Annotated in this window: 19 protein-coding genes and 5 pseudogenes; 13 read left to right on the top strand and 11 right to left on the bottom strand. The window is 41.3% G+C overall.

Annotation, left to right across the window (positions count from 1 at the left end; genetic code table 11):
- Positions 1-28 precede the first annotated feature (28 nt).
- The 9 genes from DC53_RS03030 to DC53_RS03070 all read right to left on the bottom strand — a co-directional run bounded on the left by DC53_RS03030 (position 29) and on the right by DC53_RS03070 (position 9865).
- On the bottom strand, positions 29-910 hold the full coding sequence (locus DC53_RS03030) for a LysR family transcriptional regulator (RefSeq protein WP_007376578.1): 882 nt from the start codon (positions 908-910) through the stop codon (positions 29-31).
- A 333-nt stretch (positions 911-1243) separates the two neighbouring features.
- Complete coding sequence (locus tag DC53_RS03035; protein WP_007376577.1) at positions 1244-1900, bottom strand: CoA transferase subunit B; 657 nt, start codon at positions 1898-1900, stop codon at positions 1244-1246.
- A gap of 14 nt (positions 1901-1914) precedes the next feature.
- The gene (locus tag DC53_RS03040) at positions 1915-2613 is read right to left on the bottom strand and encodes a CoA transferase subunit A (RefSeq protein ID WP_008135270.1); all 699 of its coding nucleotides are present in this window, start codon (positions 2611-2613) and stop codon (positions 1915-1917) included.
- A gap of 261 nt (positions 2614-2874) precedes the next feature.
- Positions 2875-3771, bottom strand: coding sequence for a hydroxymethylglutaryl-CoA lyase (locus DC53_RS03045; protein WP_033031574.1), 897 nt, complete (start codon positions 3769-3771; stop codon positions 2875-2877).
- Complete coding sequence (locus tag DC53_RS03050; protein WP_033031571.1) at positions 3771-5789, bottom strand: acetyl/propionyl/methylcrotonyl-CoA carboxylase subunit alpha; 2019 nt, start codon at positions 5787-5789, stop codon at positions 3771-3773. The genes DC53_RS03045 and DC53_RS03050 overlap by 1 nt, the downstream gene beginning before the upstream one ends.
- An 8-nt stretch (positions 5790-5797) precedes the next feature.
- Positions 5798-6568: an enoyl-CoA hydratase/isomerase family protein gene (locus DC53_RS03055; RefSeq protein ID WP_033031569.1), complete on the bottom strand. Its 771-nt coding sequence runs from the start codon at positions 6566-6568 to the stop codon at positions 5798-5800.
- A 12-nt stretch (positions 6569-6580) separates the two neighbouring features.
- Complete coding sequence (locus tag DC53_RS03060) at positions 6581-8188, bottom strand: carboxyl transferase domain-containing protein (RefSeq protein ID WP_033031567.1); 1608 nt, start codon at positions 8186-8188, stop codon at positions 6581-6583.
- Between the two features lie 10 nt (positions 8189-8198).
- Positions 8199-9374 carry an isovaleryl-CoA dehydrogenase gene (locus tag DC53_RS03065; RefSeq protein WP_007376571.1) on the bottom strand — a complete coding sequence of 392 codons (1176 nt, stop codon included), beginning with the start codon at positions 9372-9374 and terminating at the stop codon, positions 8199-8201.
- A gap of 56 nt (positions 9375-9430) precedes the next feature.
- Entirely contained in the window at positions 9431-9865 is a 435-nt protein-coding gene (locus DC53_RS03070) for a MerR family transcriptional regulator (RefSeq protein ID WP_008135264.1), read from the bottom strand.
- A 330-nt stretch (positions 9866-10195) separates the two neighbouring features.
- On the opposite strand from DC53_RS03070, the gene DC53_RS03075 reads away from it, so the two are divergent.
- The 7 genes from DC53_RS03075 (at position 10196) to DC53_RS03105 (ending at position 17965) form a co-directional block, all read left to right on the top strand.
- On the top strand, positions 10196-11377 hold the full coding sequence (locus DC53_RS03075) for a thiolase family protein (protein WP_033031565.1): 1182 nt from the start codon (positions 10196-10198) through the stop codon (positions 11375-11377).
- Between the two features lie 125 nt (positions 11378-11502).
- The gene (locus DC53_RS03080; protein ID WP_033031563.1) at positions 11503-12993 is read left to right on the top strand and encodes a CoA-acylating methylmalonate-semialdehyde dehydrogenase; all 1491 of its coding nucleotides are present in this window, start codon (positions 11503-11505) and stop codon (positions 12991-12993) included.
- Between the two features lie 162 nt (positions 12994-13155).
- The gene (locus tag DC53_RS03085; RefSeq protein WP_002961869.1) at positions 13156-14313 is read left to right on the top strand and encodes an acyl-CoA dehydrogenase family protein; all 1158 of its coding nucleotides are present in this window, start codon (positions 13156-13158) and stop codon (positions 14311-14313) included.
- Positions 14314-14323: 10 nt separating this feature from the next.
- Positions 14324-15115 carry an enoyl-CoA hydratase gene (locus DC53_RS03090; protein WP_033031561.1) on the top strand — a complete coding sequence of 264 codons (792 nt, stop codon included), beginning with the start codon at positions 14324-14326 and terminating at the stop codon, positions 15113-15115.
- Positions 15115-16266: an enoyl-CoA hydratase/isomerase family protein gene (locus DC53_RS03095; RefSeq protein ID WP_033031559.1), complete on the top strand. Its 1152-nt coding sequence runs from the start codon at positions 15115-15117 to the stop codon at positions 16264-16266. The genes DC53_RS03090 and DC53_RS03095 overlap by 1 nt, the downstream gene beginning before the upstream one ends.
- Before the next feature lie 10 nt (positions 16267-16276).
- On the top strand, positions 16277-17176 hold the full coding sequence (mmsB, locus tag DC53_RS03100; RefSeq protein WP_033031557.1) for a 3-hydroxyisobutyrate dehydrogenase: 900 nt from the start codon (positions 16277-16279) through the stop codon (positions 17174-17176).
- A gap of 9 nt (positions 17177-17185) precedes the next feature.
- Complete coding sequence (locus tag DC53_RS03105) at positions 17186-17965, top strand: SDR family oxidoreductase (protein ID WP_033031555.1); 780 nt, start codon at positions 17186-17188, stop codon at positions 17963-17965.
- 131 nt (positions 17966-18096) lie between these two features.
- Here DC53_RS03105 and DC53_RS22615 read toward each other — a convergent pair.
- Positions 18097-18174, bottom strand: a pseudogene (locus DC53_RS22615) (hypothetical protein); the annotation flags it as partial.
- A gap of 463 nt (positions 18175-18637) precedes the next feature.
- On the opposite strand from DC53_RS22615, the gene DC53_RS03110 reads away from it, so the two are divergent.
- The 4 genes and pseudogenes from DC53_RS03110 to DC53_RS03115 all read left to right on the top strand — a co-directional run bounded on the left by DC53_RS03110 (position 18638) and on the right by DC53_RS03115 (position 21107).
- Positions 18638-18859: a hypothetical protein gene (locus DC53_RS03110; RefSeq protein WP_002961860.1), complete on the top strand. Its 222-nt coding sequence runs from the start codon at positions 18638-18640 to the stop codon at positions 18857-18859.
- 145 nt (positions 18860-19004) lie between these two features.
- Positions 19005-19211: pseudogene (locus tag DC53_RS22970) on the top strand (hypothetical protein); the annotation flags it as partial.
- A 218-nt stretch (positions 19212-19429) separates the two neighbouring features.
- A pseudogene (locus DC53_RS22720) lies at positions 19430-19552 on the top strand (transposase); the annotation flags it as partial.
- A gap of 247 nt (positions 19553-19799) precedes the next feature.
- Positions 19800-21107 (top strand): AAA family ATPase, encoded by a 1308-nt coding sequence (locus DC53_RS03115; RefSeq protein WP_033031553.1) that lies wholly within the window; start codon positions 19800-19802, stop codon positions 21105-21107.
- Between the two features lie 76 nt (positions 21108-21183).
- On the opposite strand, the pseudogene DC53_RS0120730 reads toward DC53_RS03115, so the two are convergent.
- Positions 21184-21585 (bottom strand): annotated as a pseudogene (locus tag DC53_RS0120730) (group II intron maturase-specific domain-containing protein); the annotation flags it as partial.
- Positions 21586-21588: 3 nt separating this feature from the next.
- Here DC53_RS0120730 and DC53_RS22965 point away from each other — a divergent pair.
- Positions 21589-21722 (top strand): annotated as a pseudogene (locus tag DC53_RS22965) (transposase); the annotation flags it as partial.
- A gap of 212 nt (positions 21723-21934) precedes the next feature.
- Positions 21935-22202: hypothetical protein (locus DC53_RS0120725; RefSeq protein WP_033031551.1), on the top strand; the 268-nt coding region annotated here is incomplete at its 3' end.

Here is a 22202-nt window from a genome sequence, read left to right as displayed (position 1 = left end):
TGTATTACTGAACTCGTCTAATCGGGGGTTATTCTTGGATTTTTCTAAACGTATTTACAACCCACTTCGCAAATAAATCAAGTGGGTGATTAGGTATGTTGGATTCGTGTTGTACTAAGTAGTATTTATCTTTAGTTGTTAAAGGCTGTTCAAATAATTTATACAGCCACTTCTCATCTAACCAACTTTGACTAATTGGCAGTGGAATAAGCGCAATGCCCATGCCTTGCTGCGCAGCACGTGCTACACCAAACATACTGTCTATTTGGATAATTTGCGAAGGAGAAAAGTCATCAATGCCTGCTTTTTCAGCCCATTGATGCCACGCCCAAGGACGCGCTTTATGTAGAATTAGCGGAACTTGGTTTAGTGCTTTACGATGATCATTTTTCCACTGATTGAGCAGTTTTTCATTACACGCAGGGATATATTCAAGATTAAATAATTCAGTTACTAAGCCTTCAGTAGGTTTACTAGAGGACAATACAATAGACAAATCGCTATGCCGTGTTATTTCTTTGCGTGTTTTAAGCGTATCCATTTGTAAATTAATATTAGGATGCTCTGTCGTCCACTCACTTAATTTAGGCATAAGTAGTTCGCTTGCAAAAAACTCAGGCAAGGTAATTGTTAAATTAGTGTTTTGTTGCATCTGGCTAAACTCGTTAATGGTACCTTCTAACATGGTAATGATAGGAGATACGGCATCAAAAAAGTTTTTACCAGCTGTTGTTAAACTTATTGAGCGTGTTTTACGCTGAAAAAGTTCAATACCAAGCTGTTCTTCAAGTTGTTTTATTTGATGGCTTACTGCCGAAGGTGTTAAGTACAGCTCATTAGCTGCATGCTTAAAACTTAGGCTTCTTGCTGCAAAGCAAAAAGATCGAAGGCCACGAATAGGAGTTTGCATGTTTTCCAGTATTAAGTTGTTTATATAGCCTAGTATAGGCAAAAATCGAACCAGTTAGTAATGTTAGTAATTTCAACAAGTTAAAATTACTCATAGAGCAAGTTCACAAAAGTGGTGCATGATAACAACAAAGTAGTGCAAATGCTCTAGCTAACTAATCATCTATTTATGCAACTATTATAGATAAAAATTTACTACAGATGTATGAATTAGCCTAAAAATAATGCAAAAGGACAAAAAAAATCCCTCTTGCGAGGGATTTTGGGTAACTCAGCGCCATTGGCACTGGGAATGAGGTCGGTACAGGGTAAAGCGTTATTTTTAAGCTAAAGCCTAAAAAACCATTTCTGGAACTTCACCGTCAACAAGTAATTTACCTGCTGTTTTACTAATGATTTCATCAACAGATACGCCCGGAGCACGTTCTAATAGATGAAATGCGCCGTCTTTAACTTCTAATACGGCTAAATCTGTTACTATTTTTTTTACGCAATTAACGCCAGTAAGCGGTAAAGAGCAGGCCTCTAATAGTTTAGAGTCACCATGCTTACTTGCATGGGTCATAGTAACAATAATATTTTTCGCGCCAGCGACTAAATCCATCGCGCCACCCATGCCTTTAATCAGCTTTTTAGGGATCATCCACGATGCGATGTTACCGTTCTGGTCAACTTCAAATGCACCCAGAACGGTTAAGTCTACATGACCACCCCGTATCATGGCAAAACTATCTGCACTATTAAATATGGCTGCACCTTTGGCTGCTGTCACGGTTTCTTTACCCGCGTTAATCATATCGGCGTCTAGCTCTGCTTTAGTGGGGTACGGGCCCATGCCTAAAAGGCCATTTTCGGACTGTAACATAACTTCAATATCATCTGGTACATAGTTTGCGACGAGTGTCGGAATTCCTATGCCCAAATTTACGTAGTAACCATCTTGAAGTTCTTGTGCAACGCGCATTGCAACTTGTTCACGTGATAATGCCATAATTATGCTCCTGCTTAATCTCGTGTTGTTACACGTTCAATGCGTTTTTCAAAGCTGCCTTTAATAACGCGATTTACAAAAATACCCGGGGTATGAATTTGGCTTGGTTCAAGCTCACCCGGCTCTACAATTTCTTCTACTTCGGCAACGGTAATTTTGCCTGCTGTTGCAGCCATTGGATTAAAGTTCATGGCGGTGTGTCTAAACACTAAATTACCAAAGCGGTCGGCTTTCCACGCTTTAACAATAGCAAACTCACCCGTTATAGATTCTTCTAAAATATACGGGCGACCATTAAACTCTTTTACGTCTTTGCCCTCAGCCACAGGAGTACCGTAACCGGTGGCGGTGTAAAACGCAGGTATACCCGCGCCACCAGCACGCATTTTTTCAGCTAATGTACCTTGAGGCGTAAGCTCTACATCAATTTCGCCACTTAATAACTGCTGCTCGAATAGGGCGTTTTCGCCAACGTATGAGGCAACTACTTTTTTAATTTGTTTGTCTTGTAATAAAATACCTAAACCAAAGTCATCAACACCACAGTTATTAGATACTACGGTTAAGTTTTTTGTTTGCATGTGCTTAATTTGTTTAATTAAGCCCTCAGGAATACCACATAAACCAAAACCACCGGCAATAATGGTATCGCCGTCTTTTAATCCTTCCATTGCAGCTTCGTAACTAGAAACTACCTTATCAAAACCGGCCATGAGTCTCTCCTCATTGTGTGCTATTTATTGTTAACTATCGTGAATCATCATTTCATAAGATAGCTATTTAACCTGAACTCTGGTTAATAGATTTACTAACATATGAATCAGGGTGATATTTAAATTTATTTTCTCTAGCCAGAGATTTTCAGTGAAAACAAGGCGAATTTACGCGTCAATAGCTGGCCTATTGCAAGTAAATTCAACGCAGTTAGTGCTGAAAATAGCTGCTCGAGATAGATTTATTATCCAGAGCTCAGGTTATTTTGTGTGTAGTGCCACAGATACTTTGCTCACAGGTTGCTTACCAAGTGCTTTGGTTATTTCCCAGCCAGCGTCACTTAACCTTTGTAAATCAATTGAGTGTTCAATGCCAAGCCCTTGCAGTAAGTAAACTACATCTTCGGTGGCAACATTTCCTGACGCCCCCTTAGCATAAGGACAGCCACCAAGGCCCGCAACTGCCGCGTCAACCGTTGCAATACCTAGGCTTAAAGCTGCGTAAATATTTGTGAGCGCTTGGCCGTATGTATCATGAAAATGCACGGCCAACTTGGTTTTATCAATGTGCGTTAAAAGTAACTCGATTAATTGCGTTACTTTTTTTGCGGTGCCAACACCTATGGTATCGCCAAGGCTTACTTCGTAACAGCCTAAATCTAATAGCTTTTGCGATACACTTAGTACTGCTTGCGGGTTAATTTCACCCTCATAGGGGCAACCGAGTACACAGCTTACATAACCACGTACACGAATATTATTAGCTTTAGCAAACGCCATTACTTCGCTAAAACGTTCAATACTTTGCTCAATTGAGCAGTTGATATTTTTTTGACAAAACGACTCACTTGCAGCGGTAAATATAGCAAATTCTTTAATGCCAACAGCGTGCGCTGCTTGTGCACCTTTTAAGTTAGGTGTAAGGGCGCTTAAATTTACATTGGGTAAATCAAGGGCTGATATTACATCCGCTGAGTCTGCCATTTGTGGCACCCATTTAGGGGAGACAAACGCGCCAGCTTCAATATCTTTTAAACCTGCAGAACTTAGGGCGTTAATAAGCGCTACTTTATCGGCTGTGCTTACTGTTTTTTCGTTTTGTAGGCCGTCTCGCGCGCCAACTTCAACAATACGTACTTTACTTGGAAAGGCACTCATTATGCACCTTCCTCAGTTGTATCTTCTACTATAGCAAGCAGAGCACCATGCGTTACTAATTCGCCTTCACCAAAACAGTAGCTTTTTAAAATGCCGTCGTGTGGTGCGTTAAGCGTGTATTCCATTTTCATGGCTTCAATAATAACAACCGCATCACCTTTGGTAATTGTGCTACCAATGTCAATTAAGTGTTTTACTACCGTGCCATTGAGCGGGGCGGCAAGTGGCAGTGCTTCGCTTTCGTGAGAACTAATATAATGTTTATCAACTAGCTCAAACTTAGTTTGCAGTGCTTTATTCATAACAGTGACAAAATTGCCACCAGTACTATTGCCAACAGTATTATTACCTACATTATTTACATGCGCGCTATGTTTTTCACCGTTAATAAATACAGTGCACAGATTATTATTTAATGTGCCTTGTAGTTTAAATACATGCTCGTTATGCGTAATACTATAACCCGCTGTGGTTTTTATAGCGCTTAGCTGTAAATCGGCAAAAGGGACTTTAATTACTTGTGGTGCATTGAGTGTAAAACCACTCAGCTGTTGCCACGGGCTTGCACTGTATTGCGCATTTTGGGTGTTAGTTAGCGATTCTAAATATGCAAAAGCACCAATAAGCTGACTTGCTTGTAATAACGATTCGTTAACCGCAACTAACGAGTCGCCTTGCTCTGCAATAAAGTGTGTACTTGGCGCACCTTGTTTAAAGGTAGGGTGGCTTGCTAAATTATGTAAAAAGCCAATGTTAGTGCTAAAACCCGCTAAATGAAATTGCTCAAGAGCGTGTTGTAAACGGCTCAGTGCTTGTTCGCGATTGTCGTCGTGCACAATAAGTTTTGCAATCATCGGATCGTAAAATGGGCTGATTTCGTCGCCTTGTGCAATGCCTGTATCAATGCGTACAAATTCGCTGTTAAGGGGTGTATGTAACGCTTCAATAGTGCCCGAGCACGGGATAAAGTCGTTAGCTGGATCTTCTGCGTATATACGCGCTTCAAAGCTATGACCCTGCAATTGAATATCGCTTTGTGCCAGAGGCAATGTTTGCCCACCCGCAATATTAATTTGCCAGTTGACTAAATCTACACCGGTTACCATTTCGGTCACAGGGTGCTCTACTTGAAGGCGCGTATTCATTTCCATAAAGAAAAATTCATCGCCACACAGTAAAAACTCAACCGTACCAGCGCCTCTATAATTTATAGCCAGTGCACAACGTACAGCCGCTTCGCCCATTTCTTTGCGTAGTTCGTCAGATAAACCCGGAGCAGGGGCTTCTTCAATTACTTTTTGATGACGACGTTGTAAAGAACAATCACGATCACCTAAATAAACACAGTTACCATGGTTATCCGCAAACACTTGCACTTCAACATGGCGAGGTTGGTTTACGTAGCGCTCAAGCAATACTAAATCGTTACCAAAACCGGCAATTGCTTCACGTTGCGCACCTTGTAGTGCGCTCATAAAGTCTTTTGCTTTTTGTACAACGCGCATACCTTTACCACCGCCACCAAAGGCCGCTTTAATGAGTACAGGGTAGCCAATTTTTTCAGCTTCACTTTGTAAAAAAGCAGGGTCTTGTTTATCGCCGTAATAACCAGGTACTAATGGCACATTAGCAGCTGCCATTATTTCTTTAGCGCGGGTTTTAGACCCCATTGCTTCAATACTGCTTGCTGGTGGCCCTATAAAAGCAATGTTATTAGCTTCGCAGGCTTTAGCAAATTCGCTGTTCTCAGATAAAAAACCATAGCCTGGGTGAATACAATCAGCGCCGCAGTCTTTGGCAACTTGCAAAATTTTGTCTGCTACTAAATACGAATCTTTACTTGGCGCAGCACCAATATGGTAAGCCTCGTCAGCCATTTTTACGTGCTGGGCATGTTTGTCTGCATCAGAGTAAACCGCGACCGTGGTTAAGCCCATTTGTTTTGCGCTGCGCATTACTCGGCACGCAATTTCTCCACGATTGGCAATCAGTATTTTTTGTAATCGTTGTGTGTTCATAATCAATCCTACAGTTGCCAAGCGGGTGAGCGTTTATCAAAAAAAGCACTTAGCCCTTCTTGACCTTCTTCAGATACGCGAATTTTTGCAATACGCTCAGCGGTAAGCTCAATGAGTTCATCGGTAATTTCTTTATTTGCTACATCGTTAATTAATGCTTTTGCGGCTTTTACTGCAACAGGTCCGTTATCAATTAGTGTTTGCAGCATATTATCGAGTGCACAGTCTAAATTACCGGTTACTTGATGAATTAAACCAAGTTGCTTAGCAGTATGTGCATCAAACACTTCAGCCGTTAAAAAGTATCTGCGAGCAGCGCGTTCACCAATGGCTTTAATGACATACGGGCTAATAACAGCCGGAATAAGGCCCAGCTTTACTTCGCTTAAACAAAATTGCGCATCATCTTTACTAAGGGCTATATCGCAACAAGCTATTAAGCCTAACGCTCCGCCAAACGCAGCGCCTTGTACAGCACATATGGTTGGGTTAGGGGAGGTCGCTAACACCTGCATTAATTTAGCGAGTTGCAAGGAGTCGGCAAGGTTATCGGCGTAATTGTTATCAGCCATTGATTTCATCCAGGCTAAATCGGCACCGGCTGAAAAGTGTTTACCCTCAGTTTTTAAAACCAACGCACGAATATCAAGCGTATTTGCATGTTCAATACACTGAATAAGTTCGTGTATTACTTCACTGTTAAATGCATTTCTTTTTTCTGGGCGACTTAACACAAGTACAGCCACATTAGATTTTGTTATTTGTAGTGTTACTGACATTTTGCGCTCCGGTTACATTCTAAATACGCCAAATTTCGAATCACGTTTTGGTGCGTTATTCGCAGCCGTTAACGCAAGCCCTAATACATTACGCGTATCGGCAGGGTCTATAATGCCGTCATCCCACAAGCGTGCGCTTGCGTAGTACGGATGACCTTGCTCTTCGTACTGATCAATAATTGGCTTTTTAAAATCACTGATTTCTGGCTCGCTCATGGTTTGGCCTTTGCGTGCTAAACCATCTTGTTTAACTTGCGCCATTACACCGGCTGCTTGCTCGCCGCCCATTACCGAAATACGGGCATTAGGCCACATCCACATCATGGTTGGTTCAAATGCGCGGCCACACATACCGTAGTTACCTGCGCCGTATGAGCCGCCAATAAGTACTGTGAATTTAGGAACATCAGCACACGAAACAGCCATCACCATTTTAGCGCCGTGCTTAGCAATACCTTCGGCTTCGTATTTTTTACCCACCATAAAGCCGGTAATATTTTGTAAAAATACTAAAGGAATATTGCGCTGAGCACACAGTTGAATAAAGTGCGCGCCTTTTTGCGCCGACTCACTAAATAAAATGCCGTTATTAGCCACTATGCCAACAGGATTGCCGTAAATACTGGCAAAACCGGTGACCAGCGTTTCACCAAAGTAACGTTTAAATTCATCAAATGATGAGTCGTCCACTGTGCGCGCTATTACTTCGCGTACATCAAACGGCTTTTTAAGGTCGGTGCCTACAATGCCGTAAAGCTCGTTTATATCGTAACGGGGTGGTTTTACATCATCTAGAAGAGGGGCCGTAGGGCGTGTGTAATTAATACGCTCAATACATTGGCGCGCAATAGACAGCGCATGAGCATCGTTTTCAGCGTAGTGATCGGCAACACCCGAAATTTTACAGTGCACATCGGCGCCGCCTAACTCTTCAGCGGTTACTTCTTCGCCTGTTGCTGCTTTTACAAGGGGCGGGCCGGCTAAAAATATAGTGCCTTGATCTTTTACAATAATGCTTTCGTCTGCCATTGCAGGTACGTACGCACCACCTGCGGTACATAATCCCATTACCACGGCAATTTGTGGGATACCTTTACCCGACATACGGGCTTGATTGTAAAAAATACGACCAAAATGCAGCTTATCCGGAAATACATCATCTTGCTCTGGCAGATTTGCACCGCCCGAATCCACCAAATAAATACACGGTAAGTGGCAACGCTCTGCGATGTCTTGTGCGCGTAAATGCTTTTTAACGGTAAGCGGAAAATATGTACCGCCTTTAACCGTGGCATCGTTTGCAATAATCATGCATTCAACGCCTTTAACACGGCCAATACCGGCTACAACGCCTGCACAAGGTATTGCTTGTTCGTACACACCAAAGGCAGCAAATTGTGAAATTTCTAAAAACGGTGAGCCTTCATCAATTAATGTACTTATACGGTCGCGAACAAATAATTTACCACGGCCTTCGTGGCGCTCCTTTAATGCAGCGCCTCCGCCTTGGCTAATTGTTGCTACTTTATCGCGTAAATCATCCACCAGCGCTGACATATTTTTATGGTTTTGCACAAACGTTGGGTCGTGAGGATTAACGCTCGATTTTAAAATAGTCATGGTTTAATCCTTAACGGCTTTCAGTGAAAAGTTCGCGGCCAATAAGCATGCGGCGTATTTCTGATGTACCTGCACCAATTTCGTATAATTTAGCGTCACGAAGAAGACGGCCCGTTGCGTATTCGTTTATGTAGCCATTGCCACCTAAAATTTGAATCGCATCAAGTGCCATTTTAGTTGCAAGCTCAGCTGCGTATAAAATTGCACCAGCGGCATCTTTACGGGTTGTTTCGCCTCGGTCACACGCTTTAGCTACCGTATATACGTATGAGCGGGCAGCATTCATTTGTGTATACATGTCGGCTACTTTACCCTGAATTAACTGAAATTGACCAATCGGGGTATCAAACTGTTTACGCTCATGAATGTACGGCACCACTATGTCCATACACGCTTGCATTATGCCAAGCGGGCCCGCTGCAAGTACTACGCGTTCGTAATCAAGGCCACTCATAAGTACTTTAACGCCTTCGTTTAAGTTACCTAAAATATTCTCTTCTGGCACTTCGCAGTTTTCAAATACTAGCTCACAGGTGTTTGAGCCGCGCATGCCCAGTTTGTCGAGCTTTTGCGCTGTTGAAAAACCAGGAAAGTTGCTCTCAACAATAAACGCGGTAATGCCTTTAGCGCCGGCGTTTAAATCTGTTTTAGCGTAAATAACTAATGTGTGTGCATCTGGGCCATTGGTGATCCACATTTTATTACCGTTTAAAATGTACTTATCGCCTTTTTTTTCGGCTTTGAGTTTCATCGATACAACGTCAGAGCCCGCATTAGGCTCGCTCATTGCAAGAGCACCAATGTGCTCGCCACTAATAAGCTTTGGTAAGTATTTTTCTTTTTGAGCTTGTGACCCGTTACGGTTAATTTGATTAACGCACAGGTTTGAATGTGCTCCATAGCTTAACCCTATAGAGGCACTGGCACGGCTAATTTCTTCCATAGCAATAACATGTTCTAAGTAACCTAAACCGGCGCCGCCAAGTTCTTCAGATACGGTCATACCTAGTACGCCCATTTCGCCCATTTGAGTCCAAAGTTGATTTGGGAAAGCGTTATCTAAGTCCGTTTTTTCAGCAAGCGGGGCAATCTCCTGACTCGCAAAACTGTTTACGTGGTCGCGGATCATATCGGCGGTTTCGCCAAGGCCAAAGTTCATTTCTTTATATAGTGAAATAGTGCTCATGATTCATTCCTGTGTGACGTGTGTGTTGTCAGTGTGTTTTTATTTTAAAAATAAACTTACTCGTCTATTTTATTAAGCGTGTCTCTACAGCGGCGCTCGGCCGTCACCAACTCCATAAGAACAACTTTAATGTCGTCCATTTGTTGAGATAGGTCTGCTTTTTTTTCTGATATAAGGTCAAGCATAGTAACCAACTGCTTAGCGCTTGATTTATCTGCGTCGTACAGTTCAAACAAACGACCGGTTTCGGCCAATGTAAACCCAAGGCGCTTACCACGTAATATTAGTTTTAAACGCACTTTATCGCGTTTTGAATAAATACGGGTTTGACCATTACGTTCTGGAGTTATTAACCCTTGGTCTTCGTAAAAGCGAATAGAGCGGGTTGTAATGTCAAATTCTTTAGCGAGTTCGCTAATGCTAAATGTTTGTTCATTACTGGCCGGCATTTTGGCTGAGCTTGCAAAGTTTGTTTGATTATCTGGTTTCATAATTGTATTTACCTCATTCGAATAACCCCAATATAAGTGAAGTTTACGTAAAGGTAAAGCTTGGTGTGGTTTGAAACTATTTATAAAGGAATGTTTAAGTGAAGTATTGGTTTATATTATTAATATTCAATGGGTTATTTTTATTTCATCAGTGTAGTCTAACCGATGGAAAATAATCCTTACACTTATAAAACTAAAAATTAAGCTGTTTTTAGTTGACGTTGGCGTAAACGTTAGTATTGTGTAAGGGTATTAAATAATAAATGAATACTAAATTAATAGAGCAAATATACTAACAACTATTTGCATATAAATACAATGGAGTTAGTTATGACTTTAGAATCAGTGGTAATTGTAGCAGCAAAACGCACCCCAATAGGTGGTTTTATGGGAGCGTTAAGTGATGCGCAGTCTACCGAGCTTGGCGCAACCGCCATTGCAAGTGCACTTGCACAAACTGGTTTAGCTAATGATGCAATAGACGAAGTAATTATGGGCTGCGTATTACCAGCAGGCCTTGGACAAGCACCCGCACGCCAAACAATGTTAAAAGCAGGCCTTGCACTTAGCACTGGCGCTACAACAATTAACAAAGTATGTGGCTCTGGTTTAAAAGCGGCCATGCTTGCAAACGATTTAATTAAAGCGGGCTCTATTCAATCTGCTATTGCTGGTGGCATGGAGAGCATGACAAACGCACCGTACTTTATACCAAAAGCGCGTGGCGGAATGCGCATGGGGCATGGCGAAATAAAAGATCACATGATGAGCGATGGCCTTGAAGATGCTTACGACAACAAAGCTATGGGTTGTTTTGCACAAGACACCGCCGACGAATACGGCATTGGTCGCGAGCAAATGGATGCGTTTGCATTAGGCTCATTAAGTAAAGCTAAAGCCGCGATACAAAACGGTAGCTTTGATAACGAAGTTGCACCCCATACAATGCAAACACGCAAAGGCGATGTAACAGTATCGATTGATGAGCAACCAGGCAACGCCCGCCCAGAAAAAATTCCTACCTTACGTGCTGCTTTTAAAAAAGACGGCACTATTACAGCCGCTAATTCATCGTCAATTTCAGATGGTGGCGCAGCGCTTATATTAATGAGCGAATCAAAAGCAAAAGAGCAGGGCTTAACACCGCTTTGTAAAATTGTAGCGCACAGCACGCATTCTCAAAAACCAAGTGAATTTACAGTAGCGCCAGTAGGGGCTATGAACAGCGTGCTTGAAAAAGCAGGTTGGGCTGTAAACGACGTTGACCTTTGGGAAATTAACGAAGCATTTGCCATGGTAACCATGCTGGCTATTAACGAGTTAAAACTTGATGAAAGCAAAGTAAACGTTAACGGCGGTGCATGTGCACTTGGCCACCCAATTGGTGCAAGCGGCGCGCGTATTTTAGTAACGCTTATTCATGCCCTTAAAAACCGAGGCCTTAAAAAAGGTATTGCGTCTTTATGTATTGGTGGCGGTGAAGCGGTTGCTATGGCCGTAGAAGCGTATTAACTAGGTATTAAATAGCTATAAGAAAGCTGTACGAATAACTACAAAAGCGCTGCACTAATAATGCTAACAAAGCGGCGCTACCAATTTTAAAAGAGAACACACAACTCACACACTAGGATTTAATCATGCACCAAGTACCACTACTTATTAATGGCGAATTTATTCAATCAGCATCAAAAGAGCTTATCGATGTTATAAACCCAGCAACTCAAGAAGTACTTGCACAAGTGCCATGTACCACAGAATCAGAAATGGACGCGGCAATTGCCTCAGCTTCTGAGACGTTTAAAACATGGAAAGACGTACCAATTACTGAACGTGCTCGCATTATGATGAAGTACGCTGCGCTATTAAAAGAACATCACGATGAGCTTGCTACCATTATTTGTCACGAGTTGGGTAAAACATTTGAAGATGCAAAAGGCGATGTTTGGCGCGGTATTGAAGTAGTAGAACAAGCAGCGAACGCACCATCATTAATGATGGGTGAAACAATGGAGAACGTAGCGCGCAAAATCGATACGTATTCTTACATGCAGCCACTTGGCGTATGTGCGGGCGTAACACCATTTAACTTCCCTGCAATGATCCCACTTTGGATGTTCCCGCTGGCTATTGTGTGTGGTAACACCTTTATTTTAAAACCGTCTGAGCAAGATCCACTTACACCAATGCGCTTAGCTGAGCTATTTATTGAAGCCGGTGCACCAAAAGGCGTGTTACAAGTTGTTCACGGTACAAAACCACAAGTAGACCGCTTACTAGAAGATAAAGCAGTGCGTGCTATTTCGTTTGTTGGCTCGTGTGGTGTAGGTGCTTATATTTATTCTAAAGGCACACAAAATCTTAAACGCGTGCAAGCGTGTGTTGGCGCTAAAAACCACATGGTTATTATGCCTGATGCAAGTAAATCGCACGTTGTAAATAACTTAGTAGGCGCATCGGTCGGTGCTGCTGGCCAGCGTTGTATGGGTATTTCGGTTGCTGTATTTGTAGGTCAAGCAAGTCAGTGGGTAGATGAAATTAAAGCAGGCTTTAAAAATGTACGCCCAGGCGTATGGGATGATGCAAACGCGGCATACGGTCCACAAACATCAAAAGCAGCAAAAGCACGTATTTTATCACTCATTGCCGGTGGTAAAGAGCAAGGTGCTACCTGTTTAATTGATGGTTCTGACTTTACGGTTGAAGGGTATGAGCAAGGTAACTGGGTCGGCCCAACGTTATTTACCGATGTAACCAAAGAGATGGATTTATACAAAGAAGAAATATTTGGTCCAGTACTGGCGTGTATGTTTGTAGACACGCTTGATGAGGCAATCGCACTTATTAACGACAGCCCTTACGGTAACGGCACCTCGTTATTTACCTCAAGCGGCGCAGTGGCTCGTAAATTCCAACACGAAATTGAAGTAGGCCAAGTAGGTATTAATGTGCCAATTCCGGTGCCACTTCCGTTCTTTTCGTTCACTGGTTGGAAAGGCTCGTTTTACGGCGATACTCACACGTACGGTAAACAAGGTATTCGTTTTTACACAGAAACTAAAACGATTACCTCACGTTGGTTTGAAGACGATATCGCGTCGGGTCCAAACATGAGTATTAACTTAAAATAATCGTAATTAAAAAATGAGTAAATAAAAGAATAATTAATAAAAAAGATGGGCGCGAAGGCTACTTCACACACAACACACACATAAGCCTTCGCCGCTCGTCACAAACTATCCCTGTGACGGGAAACACTAACAACGCAACTAACACAATTAAAGAGGTCTACCATGGACTTTAACTTATCAGAAGATCAACAAGCCTTTGCTCAAACAGCACGCCAATTTGCCGAGTCAGAACTTGCGCCCCATGCCGCAAAATGGGATCGCGAACATATTTTTCCTAAAGACACGATTAAAGCTGCGGGCGAGCTTGGTTTTTGTGGTTTATACACGCCAGAGGAAGCAGGCGGCCTTGGTTTATCTCGTTTAGATTCGAGCATTATTTTTGAACAACTTGCTATGGGCTGTACCGCAACAACGGCTATGTTAACCATTCATAATATGGCTACCTGGATGGTAGCAAGTTTTGGTACCGATGCCGTTAAAGACAAATACGTAGAGCAATTAGTAATGGGCGAGTTGCTTGCCTCTTACTGTTTAACAGAGCCAGGCTCGGGCTCAGACGCCGCATCACTTAAAACCAAAGCCGTGCTTGAGGGCGATGAGTACGTTATTAATGGCTCAAAAATGTTTATATCGGGCGCTGGCGAAACCGAAGTATTAGTGGTAATGGCACGTACAGGCGGCGAAGGCGCTGCGGGTATTTCGGCATTTGTAGTGCCTGCCGACGCAAAAGGCGTTGAATATGGCAAAGCTGAAGAAAAAATGGGTTGGAACGCACAACCTACACGCCTAATTAGCTTTGAAGATGTACGCATCCCTGCGCATAACTTGTTAGGCGCAGAGGGCGAAGGCTTTAAATTTGCGATGCAAGGCCTAGATGGCGGTCGAATTAACATTGCCACATGTTCAATTGGTACAGCGCAGGCAGCACTTAATACCGCCCGTGAATATTTAAAAGAACGTACACAATTTGGTAAACCATTGGCTGCGTTTCAAGCATTGCAATTTAAAATTGCCGATATGAACACCGAACTTGTAGCTGCGCGCCAAATGGTAAGGCTTGCTGCATTTAAACTTGATAATAACGACGTTGAAAAAACCACTTACTGCGCGATGGCTAAACGTTTTGCTACTGATGTTGGCTTTACTGTGTGTAACGACGCACTGCAAATTCATGGTGGTTACGGTTACATAAAAGAATACCCGCTTGAGCGCCATGTACGTGATGTACGCGTTCATCAAATTTTAGAAGGCACTAACGAAATTATGCGTGTGATTATAGCGCGCCGTATTTTGGCTGAGTCTGCAAGCGACGTTTTATAAGGAGCAATGTATGTCAGAATCTAAATCTAATCCGAGTATTGAACTTACAACCGAAGGTCATGTTGCTATTTTAACGATGTCTAATCCGCCAGCAAATACCTGGACAAAAGACACCCTAGTTGATTTAAAAAATACCGTTAATGAGCTTAATAATAATAAAAATATTTATGCATTAGTACTGACTGGTGAAGGCGAGAAGTTTTTTAGCGCGGGTGCCGACCTAAACGTATTTGCTGGTGGCGATAAAGGCGTAGCCGCTGATATGTCGCGTGTATTTGGTGAAGCGTTTGAAGCATTGACTAATTTTAGAGGCGTGTCGGTTGCTGCCATAAACGGCTATGCAATGGGCGGCGGGCTAGAAGTTGCCCTTGCGTGCGATATACGTATAGCGGAAGAGCAAGCACAAATGGCGCTCCCTGAAGCTAAAGTTGGCTTATTACCCTGTGCGGGTGGCACACAAAATTTAGCATGGCTTGTAGGCGAAGGCTGGGCAAAACGGATGATTTTATGCGGCGAGCGCTTAAAAGCTGATAAAGCCTTGCAAATTGGCTTAGTAGAAGAAGTAGTACCACAAGGTGAAAGCTTTGCGGCAGCACTAAAACTTGCCAACCAAGTGGCCGATCAAAGCCCCACCTCAGTTGCAGCATGTAAAACATTGATTCAAAAAGGGCGCCATCAACCAATGGCAAGTGTATTACCACTTGAACGCGAGTTATTTGTTGGTTTATTTGATACACAAGATCAACAAGAAGGTGTAAATGCCTTTTTAGAAAAACGCCGCGCTAACTGGGTAAACGGCTAATGAGTGCTTTAACATTATTAAATAGCGCCGATGAGCCCGTGGTATTTGAAACCGCAGCCGCAGAAAATGGCAGTTTAATAGGGCTCATTACACTCAACGCGCCAAAAGCATTAAATGCACTTAATTTTGAAATGATCAAATTACTTGAGCCGCAATTGCGAGCTTGGCAAGATGATGATGCTATTGCAATGGTGTTGTTAAAAGGCGCAGGCGATAAAGCATTTTGTGCCGGTGGCGATGTTGTAAGCCTTCATCATGCAATGGCGCAAGGTAAACCAACAAGCTTAGTTGAAGAGTTTTTTACGCTAGAGTACAAGCTTGATTATCTTATTCATACCTTTGATAAACCAATCCTCGTTTGGGGTAACGGCATAGTGATGGGCGGCGGTTTAGGGCTAATGGCCGGTGCTAGCCACCGTGTTGTTACAGAAACATCACGCATTGCCATGCCAGAGCAAACCATAGGTTTATACCCTGATGTAGGCGGCAGTTACTTTTTACATAAAATGCCACAAAGTGTGGGGCTATTTTTAGGGCTAACGTCGGCATCAATTAACTGTGACGACGCGCGTTTTGTATCGCTTGCCGATCACTTTATCGACAGCACTAAATATGATGCCATGCTTGCACAAATTTTAGCAGCTAAATGGGGCAAAACCGCAAGCTTAAATCATGAGCGTTTAACTAAGTTATTAACCGATTTAGACAACCAATCGGCGCGTATGCCAAAAGGCAATATAAAAGCTAATTTAAAAACGATTCAAAAGCTGGGTGAATTTACAACCTTGCAGGAGCAAGTTGATTATATTTTAGGGCTAACCACTGACGATAAATGGCTACAGCGCGCTCAAAAGTCACTTAAACACGGATGCCCACTAAGCTGCGCACTCGTTAGTGAGCAATTAAAAACAAGTAAAGGCAAAAGCTTATTAGCGTGTTTTAAAATGGAGCTGGGTATGTCGGTGCGTGCTGGCGAAGTAGGTGAGTTTCAAGAAGGCGTAAGGGCGTTATTAATAGATAAAGACGGCGCGCCTAATTGGCAGTACAAAACACTTAGTGATGTCCCACAAACAATAATCGACAGTTTTTTTGCTAATCGCTTTGGCGAAAACCACCCACTCAATGGCTTAGACACGCCAACACACAAATAAAGGAAAGACGATGACTAAACTCAATATTGGTTTTATCGGCTTAGGTAATATGGGCGGCCCAATGGCGGCTAACTTAATTAAAGCTGGACATACTGTGAGTGTGTTCGATTTAAACCAGTCGGTCGTAAATGAACTTGCAAGCAAAGGCGCAAAAGCAGCAGTTGATGCAAAGCAGTGCGCAACCAATGCTGACGTACTTATTAGTATGTTACCTGCAGGCAAGCATGTTAAATCGCTGTATTTAGGAAATAACGACGACAGCGGCTTAATTAACGTGCTAAACAATAATACATTAGTAATTGATTGCTCAACAATCGATGCAGAATCAGCACGCACTGTAGGCAGTGCACTTGGCAAACAAGGCATAAGCTTTGTAGATGCACCGGTATCGGGCGGCGTTGCAGGCGCAACCGCAGGCACACTTACTTTTATTGTAGGCGGCGAAAAACCCGCGTTTGATAAAGCAAATACAGTGCTGAGTGATATGGGTAAAAACATATTTCATGCAGGCAATATTGGCGCAGGGCAAGTAGCAAAAATATGTAATAACATGCTACTTAGCATTTTAATGGCAGGCACCAGCGAAGCACTGCAAATGGGTATTAATAACGGCCTCGATCCTAAAGTACTTAGCGACATAATGACCGCAAGTTCTGGCCGTAACTGGACGCTTGAACTTTACAACCCTTGCCCAGGTGTAATGGATACAGCCCCTGCTAGTAACGATTACAAACCAGGCTTTATGGTTGATTTAATGGCTAAAGATTTAGGCCTTGCCATGGAAGCCGCGCAGCAAAGTAATTCATCAACCCCTATGGGTTCAATGGCTAAAAATTTATACACTATGCTACAGCACCAAGGTGCGGGTAGTGATGACTTTAGTGCCATTTTTAAACTATTTTCTAAGTAGGAGCAACGCGTGGATATTAAAAATAACACGGTAGTAATAACCGGTGGCGCACAAGGTTTAGGCTTTGCAATGGCGCAAAAGTTTGCACTTATGGGTGCAAACATTGCATTAATAGATATGGCACAAGACTTATTAAACACCGCATGCGAGCAACTTATGCAATTAATGCAGCTTGAAGGTGTAACTAGCAATATAAAAGGGTATGCCGCAAACGTAACAAATGAAAGCGAAGTAGAAAACGTATTTAATACCATTAACAGCGATTTTGGCCACATTGGTGTGCTTATAAACAACGCCGGTATTTTACGCGACGGCATGTTTATAAAAGCTAAAGATGGCAAGGTCGTTAAAAAAATGTCTCTTGAGCAATTTCAATCAGTTATTGATGTAAACCTGACCGGTGTGTTTTTAGCAGGGCGGGAAGCTGCAAGCCACATGATTGAATCAGGCAAAGGCGGCGTTATAGTTAATATGTCGAGCGTAGCGCGCGCAGGTAACATAGGCCAAACAAACTACGCGGCATCAAAAGCAGGTGTAGTGGCACTTACCACCACATGGGCTAAAGAACTTGGTCGATTTGGTATACGTGTAGGCGCTATTGCACCAGGTGTAATAAGTACCGCCATGACCGACGCCATGAAGCCAGAAGCCAAACAACGTATGCTCGCGGTAACGCCAGTAGGGCGCTTAGGCGAAAGCGATGAAATTGCGCATACTGCACAATACATAATCGAAAACGACTTTTTTACCGGCCGTGTTGTTGAAATAGACGGCGGCATTCGTTTGTAAACCGAACTGGATTAAGGTTGATTAAAAAAGCATGGCTCTTTGGGTTATGCTTTTTTGTTTTAAATCGGGGAGTTTATAATCTTGCAAAAGGGCTGATAACGGCGTTGGGAATTTGTTGTGAAATTAGTTGCTCATTTGCTCTTAATAAAACCTAATGAGAGTGGCTTTTTAATTACTTCTTTAAATAAAAAGCTCAACGCATTTAAGGCTTGTGTTTGAGTGTTAGGAGCAACATTTTGTTGGTTGACTAAACGAGTTTAAAAAGCTAAAAAAGTTCGACCTCATTATCTCCCATCGTTGTTGGGTGCCTCATAGAATTAAATCAAATAAACGAAGCTATCCAGTATAAATACGCTTTAATAGTACTTTTAGCATAACGCTTTAGATACATTTGTTCGGATATCATAGTTAAAAAAGATGATTTCATGATATGAATCTCTAGTAAAAGTTAACTGTATATATAAACAGTGTTTGTTGTTTTGTCCAATATTACTGATCTCCACCATTTCGGTGTATTTGTGCATTGATTAAAAATAATTTCCAGTTAACTAATTGTTTACAGGTGTTTATTTGATGGTTAAGATAAATGCACTGTAATATATGGACATTTGTCTGTTTATAAAACGACAAATGTCGTAGACAAAATTGTTATAACCAAAGGAGCTGTAGTGGATGGAATCAAAAGTAAAGTTAACTGGTGGCACGTTATTCGTAATAGCGTTAATTGTTCTCTTTTTGGGGAATGCACGTTCCATAGAAATTGTAGAAAAACTAGATGAGATACAGTCTGATGTTTCTAGCTTAAAAAGTGAAGTTGCATCTTACAAGCAGCAAGTTGAAATATTGAAAAATGAAAACCTTAACTTAAAAGAACAGCTTAGAAGTGGTAATTAGTTATAACAAGCTGTTAAACAAGGACAATGCTCCTGACCCGTTTTAGTGGACACCTCCTCATCACTTTGAGGAAAATAATGATTAGGATGACACCTATCCTAATCATTAGGAAAAAAGCCAACAAAAACAGTATGAAGAGTGCATTTTTATAAATAATGAATTACGCAAAAAGCTGAACTATGTAGACAAAATGAAATTAACAATAGACAGCTCAATCGAGCTACGATAGCTGTTTATTAAATAATGGCAAACGACTAGTCTGTATTGAACCGGCTTTCCTTTAAGTAAAAAGCGAAATATTATCGTGAATAAAGGGATGAACAAACTGACCTTACGAGGTCAGATAAAAATGAAGATTAGGATGACACCCATCCTAATTAATGTGAAAAAAGCCAATAAAAACAGTATGAAGAGTGCATTATTATAAATAATGAATCACGCAAAAAGCTGAGCTATGTAGACAAAATGAAAGTAAAAATAGACAGTCCGATAGGTTGACGACAGCTGTTTATTAAAGAATGGCAAAATATTCGGCTGTATAGAGCCCGCTTTCCTTTAAATAAAAAGCGGAACATTACAGTGAATAAAGGCATGAATAAATTGACCTTACGGGGTCAAACGAAAGTGAATGCGCAATGGCAACTGTATTGCCTTGTTCATAATATAGAAAAGCTGCAAAACACGATGCACTAAAAAGGGGAAGCCCTTTTAAGCCAAAATAAAGCCACTGAGACACCCGTAAATCCTTCCAAAACGCCAGTTAAAACAATACCAAACCAGCTTTTATATTCTATGAAAAATACAGTAATCAATTGAATCAAAATAGGAACTCAGCTATGGTCTATTTATCAATAAAAATAAATTTAAAAACGAGTTAATCTACAGGCTCGTTATAGCGCAATCAGAATTGGTCGTATCATCATAAAGGGAAGTAGTATCAGTGAATGTCGAAGAAGTATTTGGAGTTAGTGGTAAGCAAGTTGAAAGTCACGTTGAAAGGGAACAAGTTGACGATAAATTTAAAGATGCACTTCGTACCGATAAGCAAATTATTGTTTATGGTGCTTCCAAACAAGGGAAGACAGCTTTAGTCAAAAAATACATTAAGTATGAAGAAAATATACTTATTAGTTTATCACCCAAAACAACCCTTAAAGACATTTACCAATCTATACTACGAAAATCTGATGTGGTTCTAAAAACTTCTTTCTCAGAAGGAACTGGTGACTCCACCAAAATAAAGTCGAAAGCCTCTATTCAAGGTGCAGTTGCTATGGTTTTAAAAGGCAAGGTGGAAGTAGGATTAGATAAAGCTAAAAATACGAAACTTGAAGATCAATTCGATGAAATAGAATTTAATTTGGAGCTGCCTGATGATGTTGCTGATTTAATTCATAGAGTTGGGCATAAAAAAGTTATCATTTTAGAAAACTTTCATTACCTCCCTGAAGAACTGCAAAGGACATTTGCATATGATTTAAGGACATTCCAAGATTTAAAGGTACGGTTCATAATTTTGGGTGTTTGGAAAGAAGCGAATAGGTTAGCGCAATTTAATAATGAACTTCAAGATAGGATTTTTGAGATTCCAGTTGAACCATGGCTTGAAGACGATTTTAAAGCAATTGCAACTAAAGGTTCAGAGGTTCTGAATATTACATTTTCAACAGTGATTTTGATGAGTTGCATTGAAAATGCATTCGGGAGTGTAGGTGTATTCCAAGAGCTTTTAAAAAACACATGCATAAAAAGCGGTGTTATCAATAAACAATTAGAAAACAAGTTTATTGATAACATTGAGTTTTACGACCAAGCAATTCAATCAAAAACAGAAGAGTACTCAGGCCGACATTTAAGAAATTTAGAATCTATGGCATGTGGCAATGGCGTCGCTATCTCTGTAGATAAACCAATGCCATACTTTTTACATTATTATATTGTCATGCATATTTTGGAGCTAGGTTTTCATGGTGTTAACGGAGGTATAAGCAAAGAAGCACTTTTGCATGCATTGAAGCAAATACACCATAGAAAAGACACTTTAAATGGTGCTTTATTGACTAGAGCTCTCAAAGGGTTGACTGAATTGCAATCTAGCAAAGGTATCCGTCCGCCGGTAATCGCATACGATTCAAACTCTAGGCAGTTAAAAATAGTCGACTCTACATTTTATTTTTTTCTGAAAAATGCGAACCTTGAAAATATTAAAGATGAAATATTGTGCCCAATGGATGGCTTGGATATATAGCGCTATAATCGGGTAGCCGGAGGTCTCTAACCTCCAGCCCCCACACCACCCATCATGCGGGTCCGCAATGGGCGGTTCATCTCCCGTAATGAATATTGATCCAAATATCTCTCAATGACACTAAACCTTGTGACGCTAAGTAGTCATTGCCTAGCGCAATGTTAATTCCTTTTGTTTTTGAGCTTCTACAAGGGCCTTTACTGGTGATACCACAGGCTATGGCGAGTCGTTCGCTAACACCCAATTTCATTAAACTGCGTACTTTGGTGCGAGGTTTACGCCATTGCCGCCAGTAGCACATTCTTATCCTACGGCGGATCCAGTGATCTAAATCCACCGTTAGCTGATAAGCGTTGGCTATTAGGTAGTAGTGTCCCCAGCCGCGTAAATACTGCGTGAGTTTATGAATTTGTAGGGTCATTGAGATCCCCCAGTTGCGGTTAGTGAGTTCTCTTACATTTGCTTTAAATTTCTTTAGCGGAATATTACAATGAACAAAGGCATGAATAAATTGACCTTACGGGGTCAAGCGAAAGTGAATGCCTTTAGTTTACACTGCGGCAACTGTATTGCCTTGTTCATAATATAGAAAAGCTGCAAAACACGATGCATTAAGAAGGGTAAGCCCTTTTACCCTAAATAAAAGCTACTCAACCCCCTTAATAGCTTCCAAAACGCCAATTTAAACAATATCAAACACTTCAATATTCTGCGTAAAAATACAGTAATCAATTGAACCAAAATAGGAACTCAGCTATGGTTTGTTTATCAATAAAACAAATAAAAAAACGAGTTAATCTACAGGCTCGTTATGTGTTTTTCAAACTATGAGTAAATTTAAAGTTTTATTAATCCCTGTAGCTACTTTACTAGGAGCGCTATTAGGTTATTTTCTAGCACCGCCACAACCACTTTATCCCTTTGCAGGTGAAAAGCATGAACTTGAACTCATTTACTATATTGAGCTTCATATAATCATTTATTTAGGTTTCTTTTCAGCATGCATTACATTTTTATTTTCTAAGCTCCTCAATACTTCCATAAGTTTAGCCATCGGTTCATTAATTTCAGTTGGTTTATTTATTGGCGCAATAG

This window comes from Pseudoalteromonas fuliginea, from assembly GCF_000690055.1.
GTDB classification, from domain to species: domain Bacteria; phylum Pseudomonadota; class Gammaproteobacteria; order Enterobacterales; family Alteromonadaceae; genus Pseudoalteromonas; species Pseudoalteromonas fuliginea.
The sequence above is the reverse complement of the archived record's forward strand: the minus strand, read 5'-3'. Positions and strand labels throughout refer to the sequence as shown.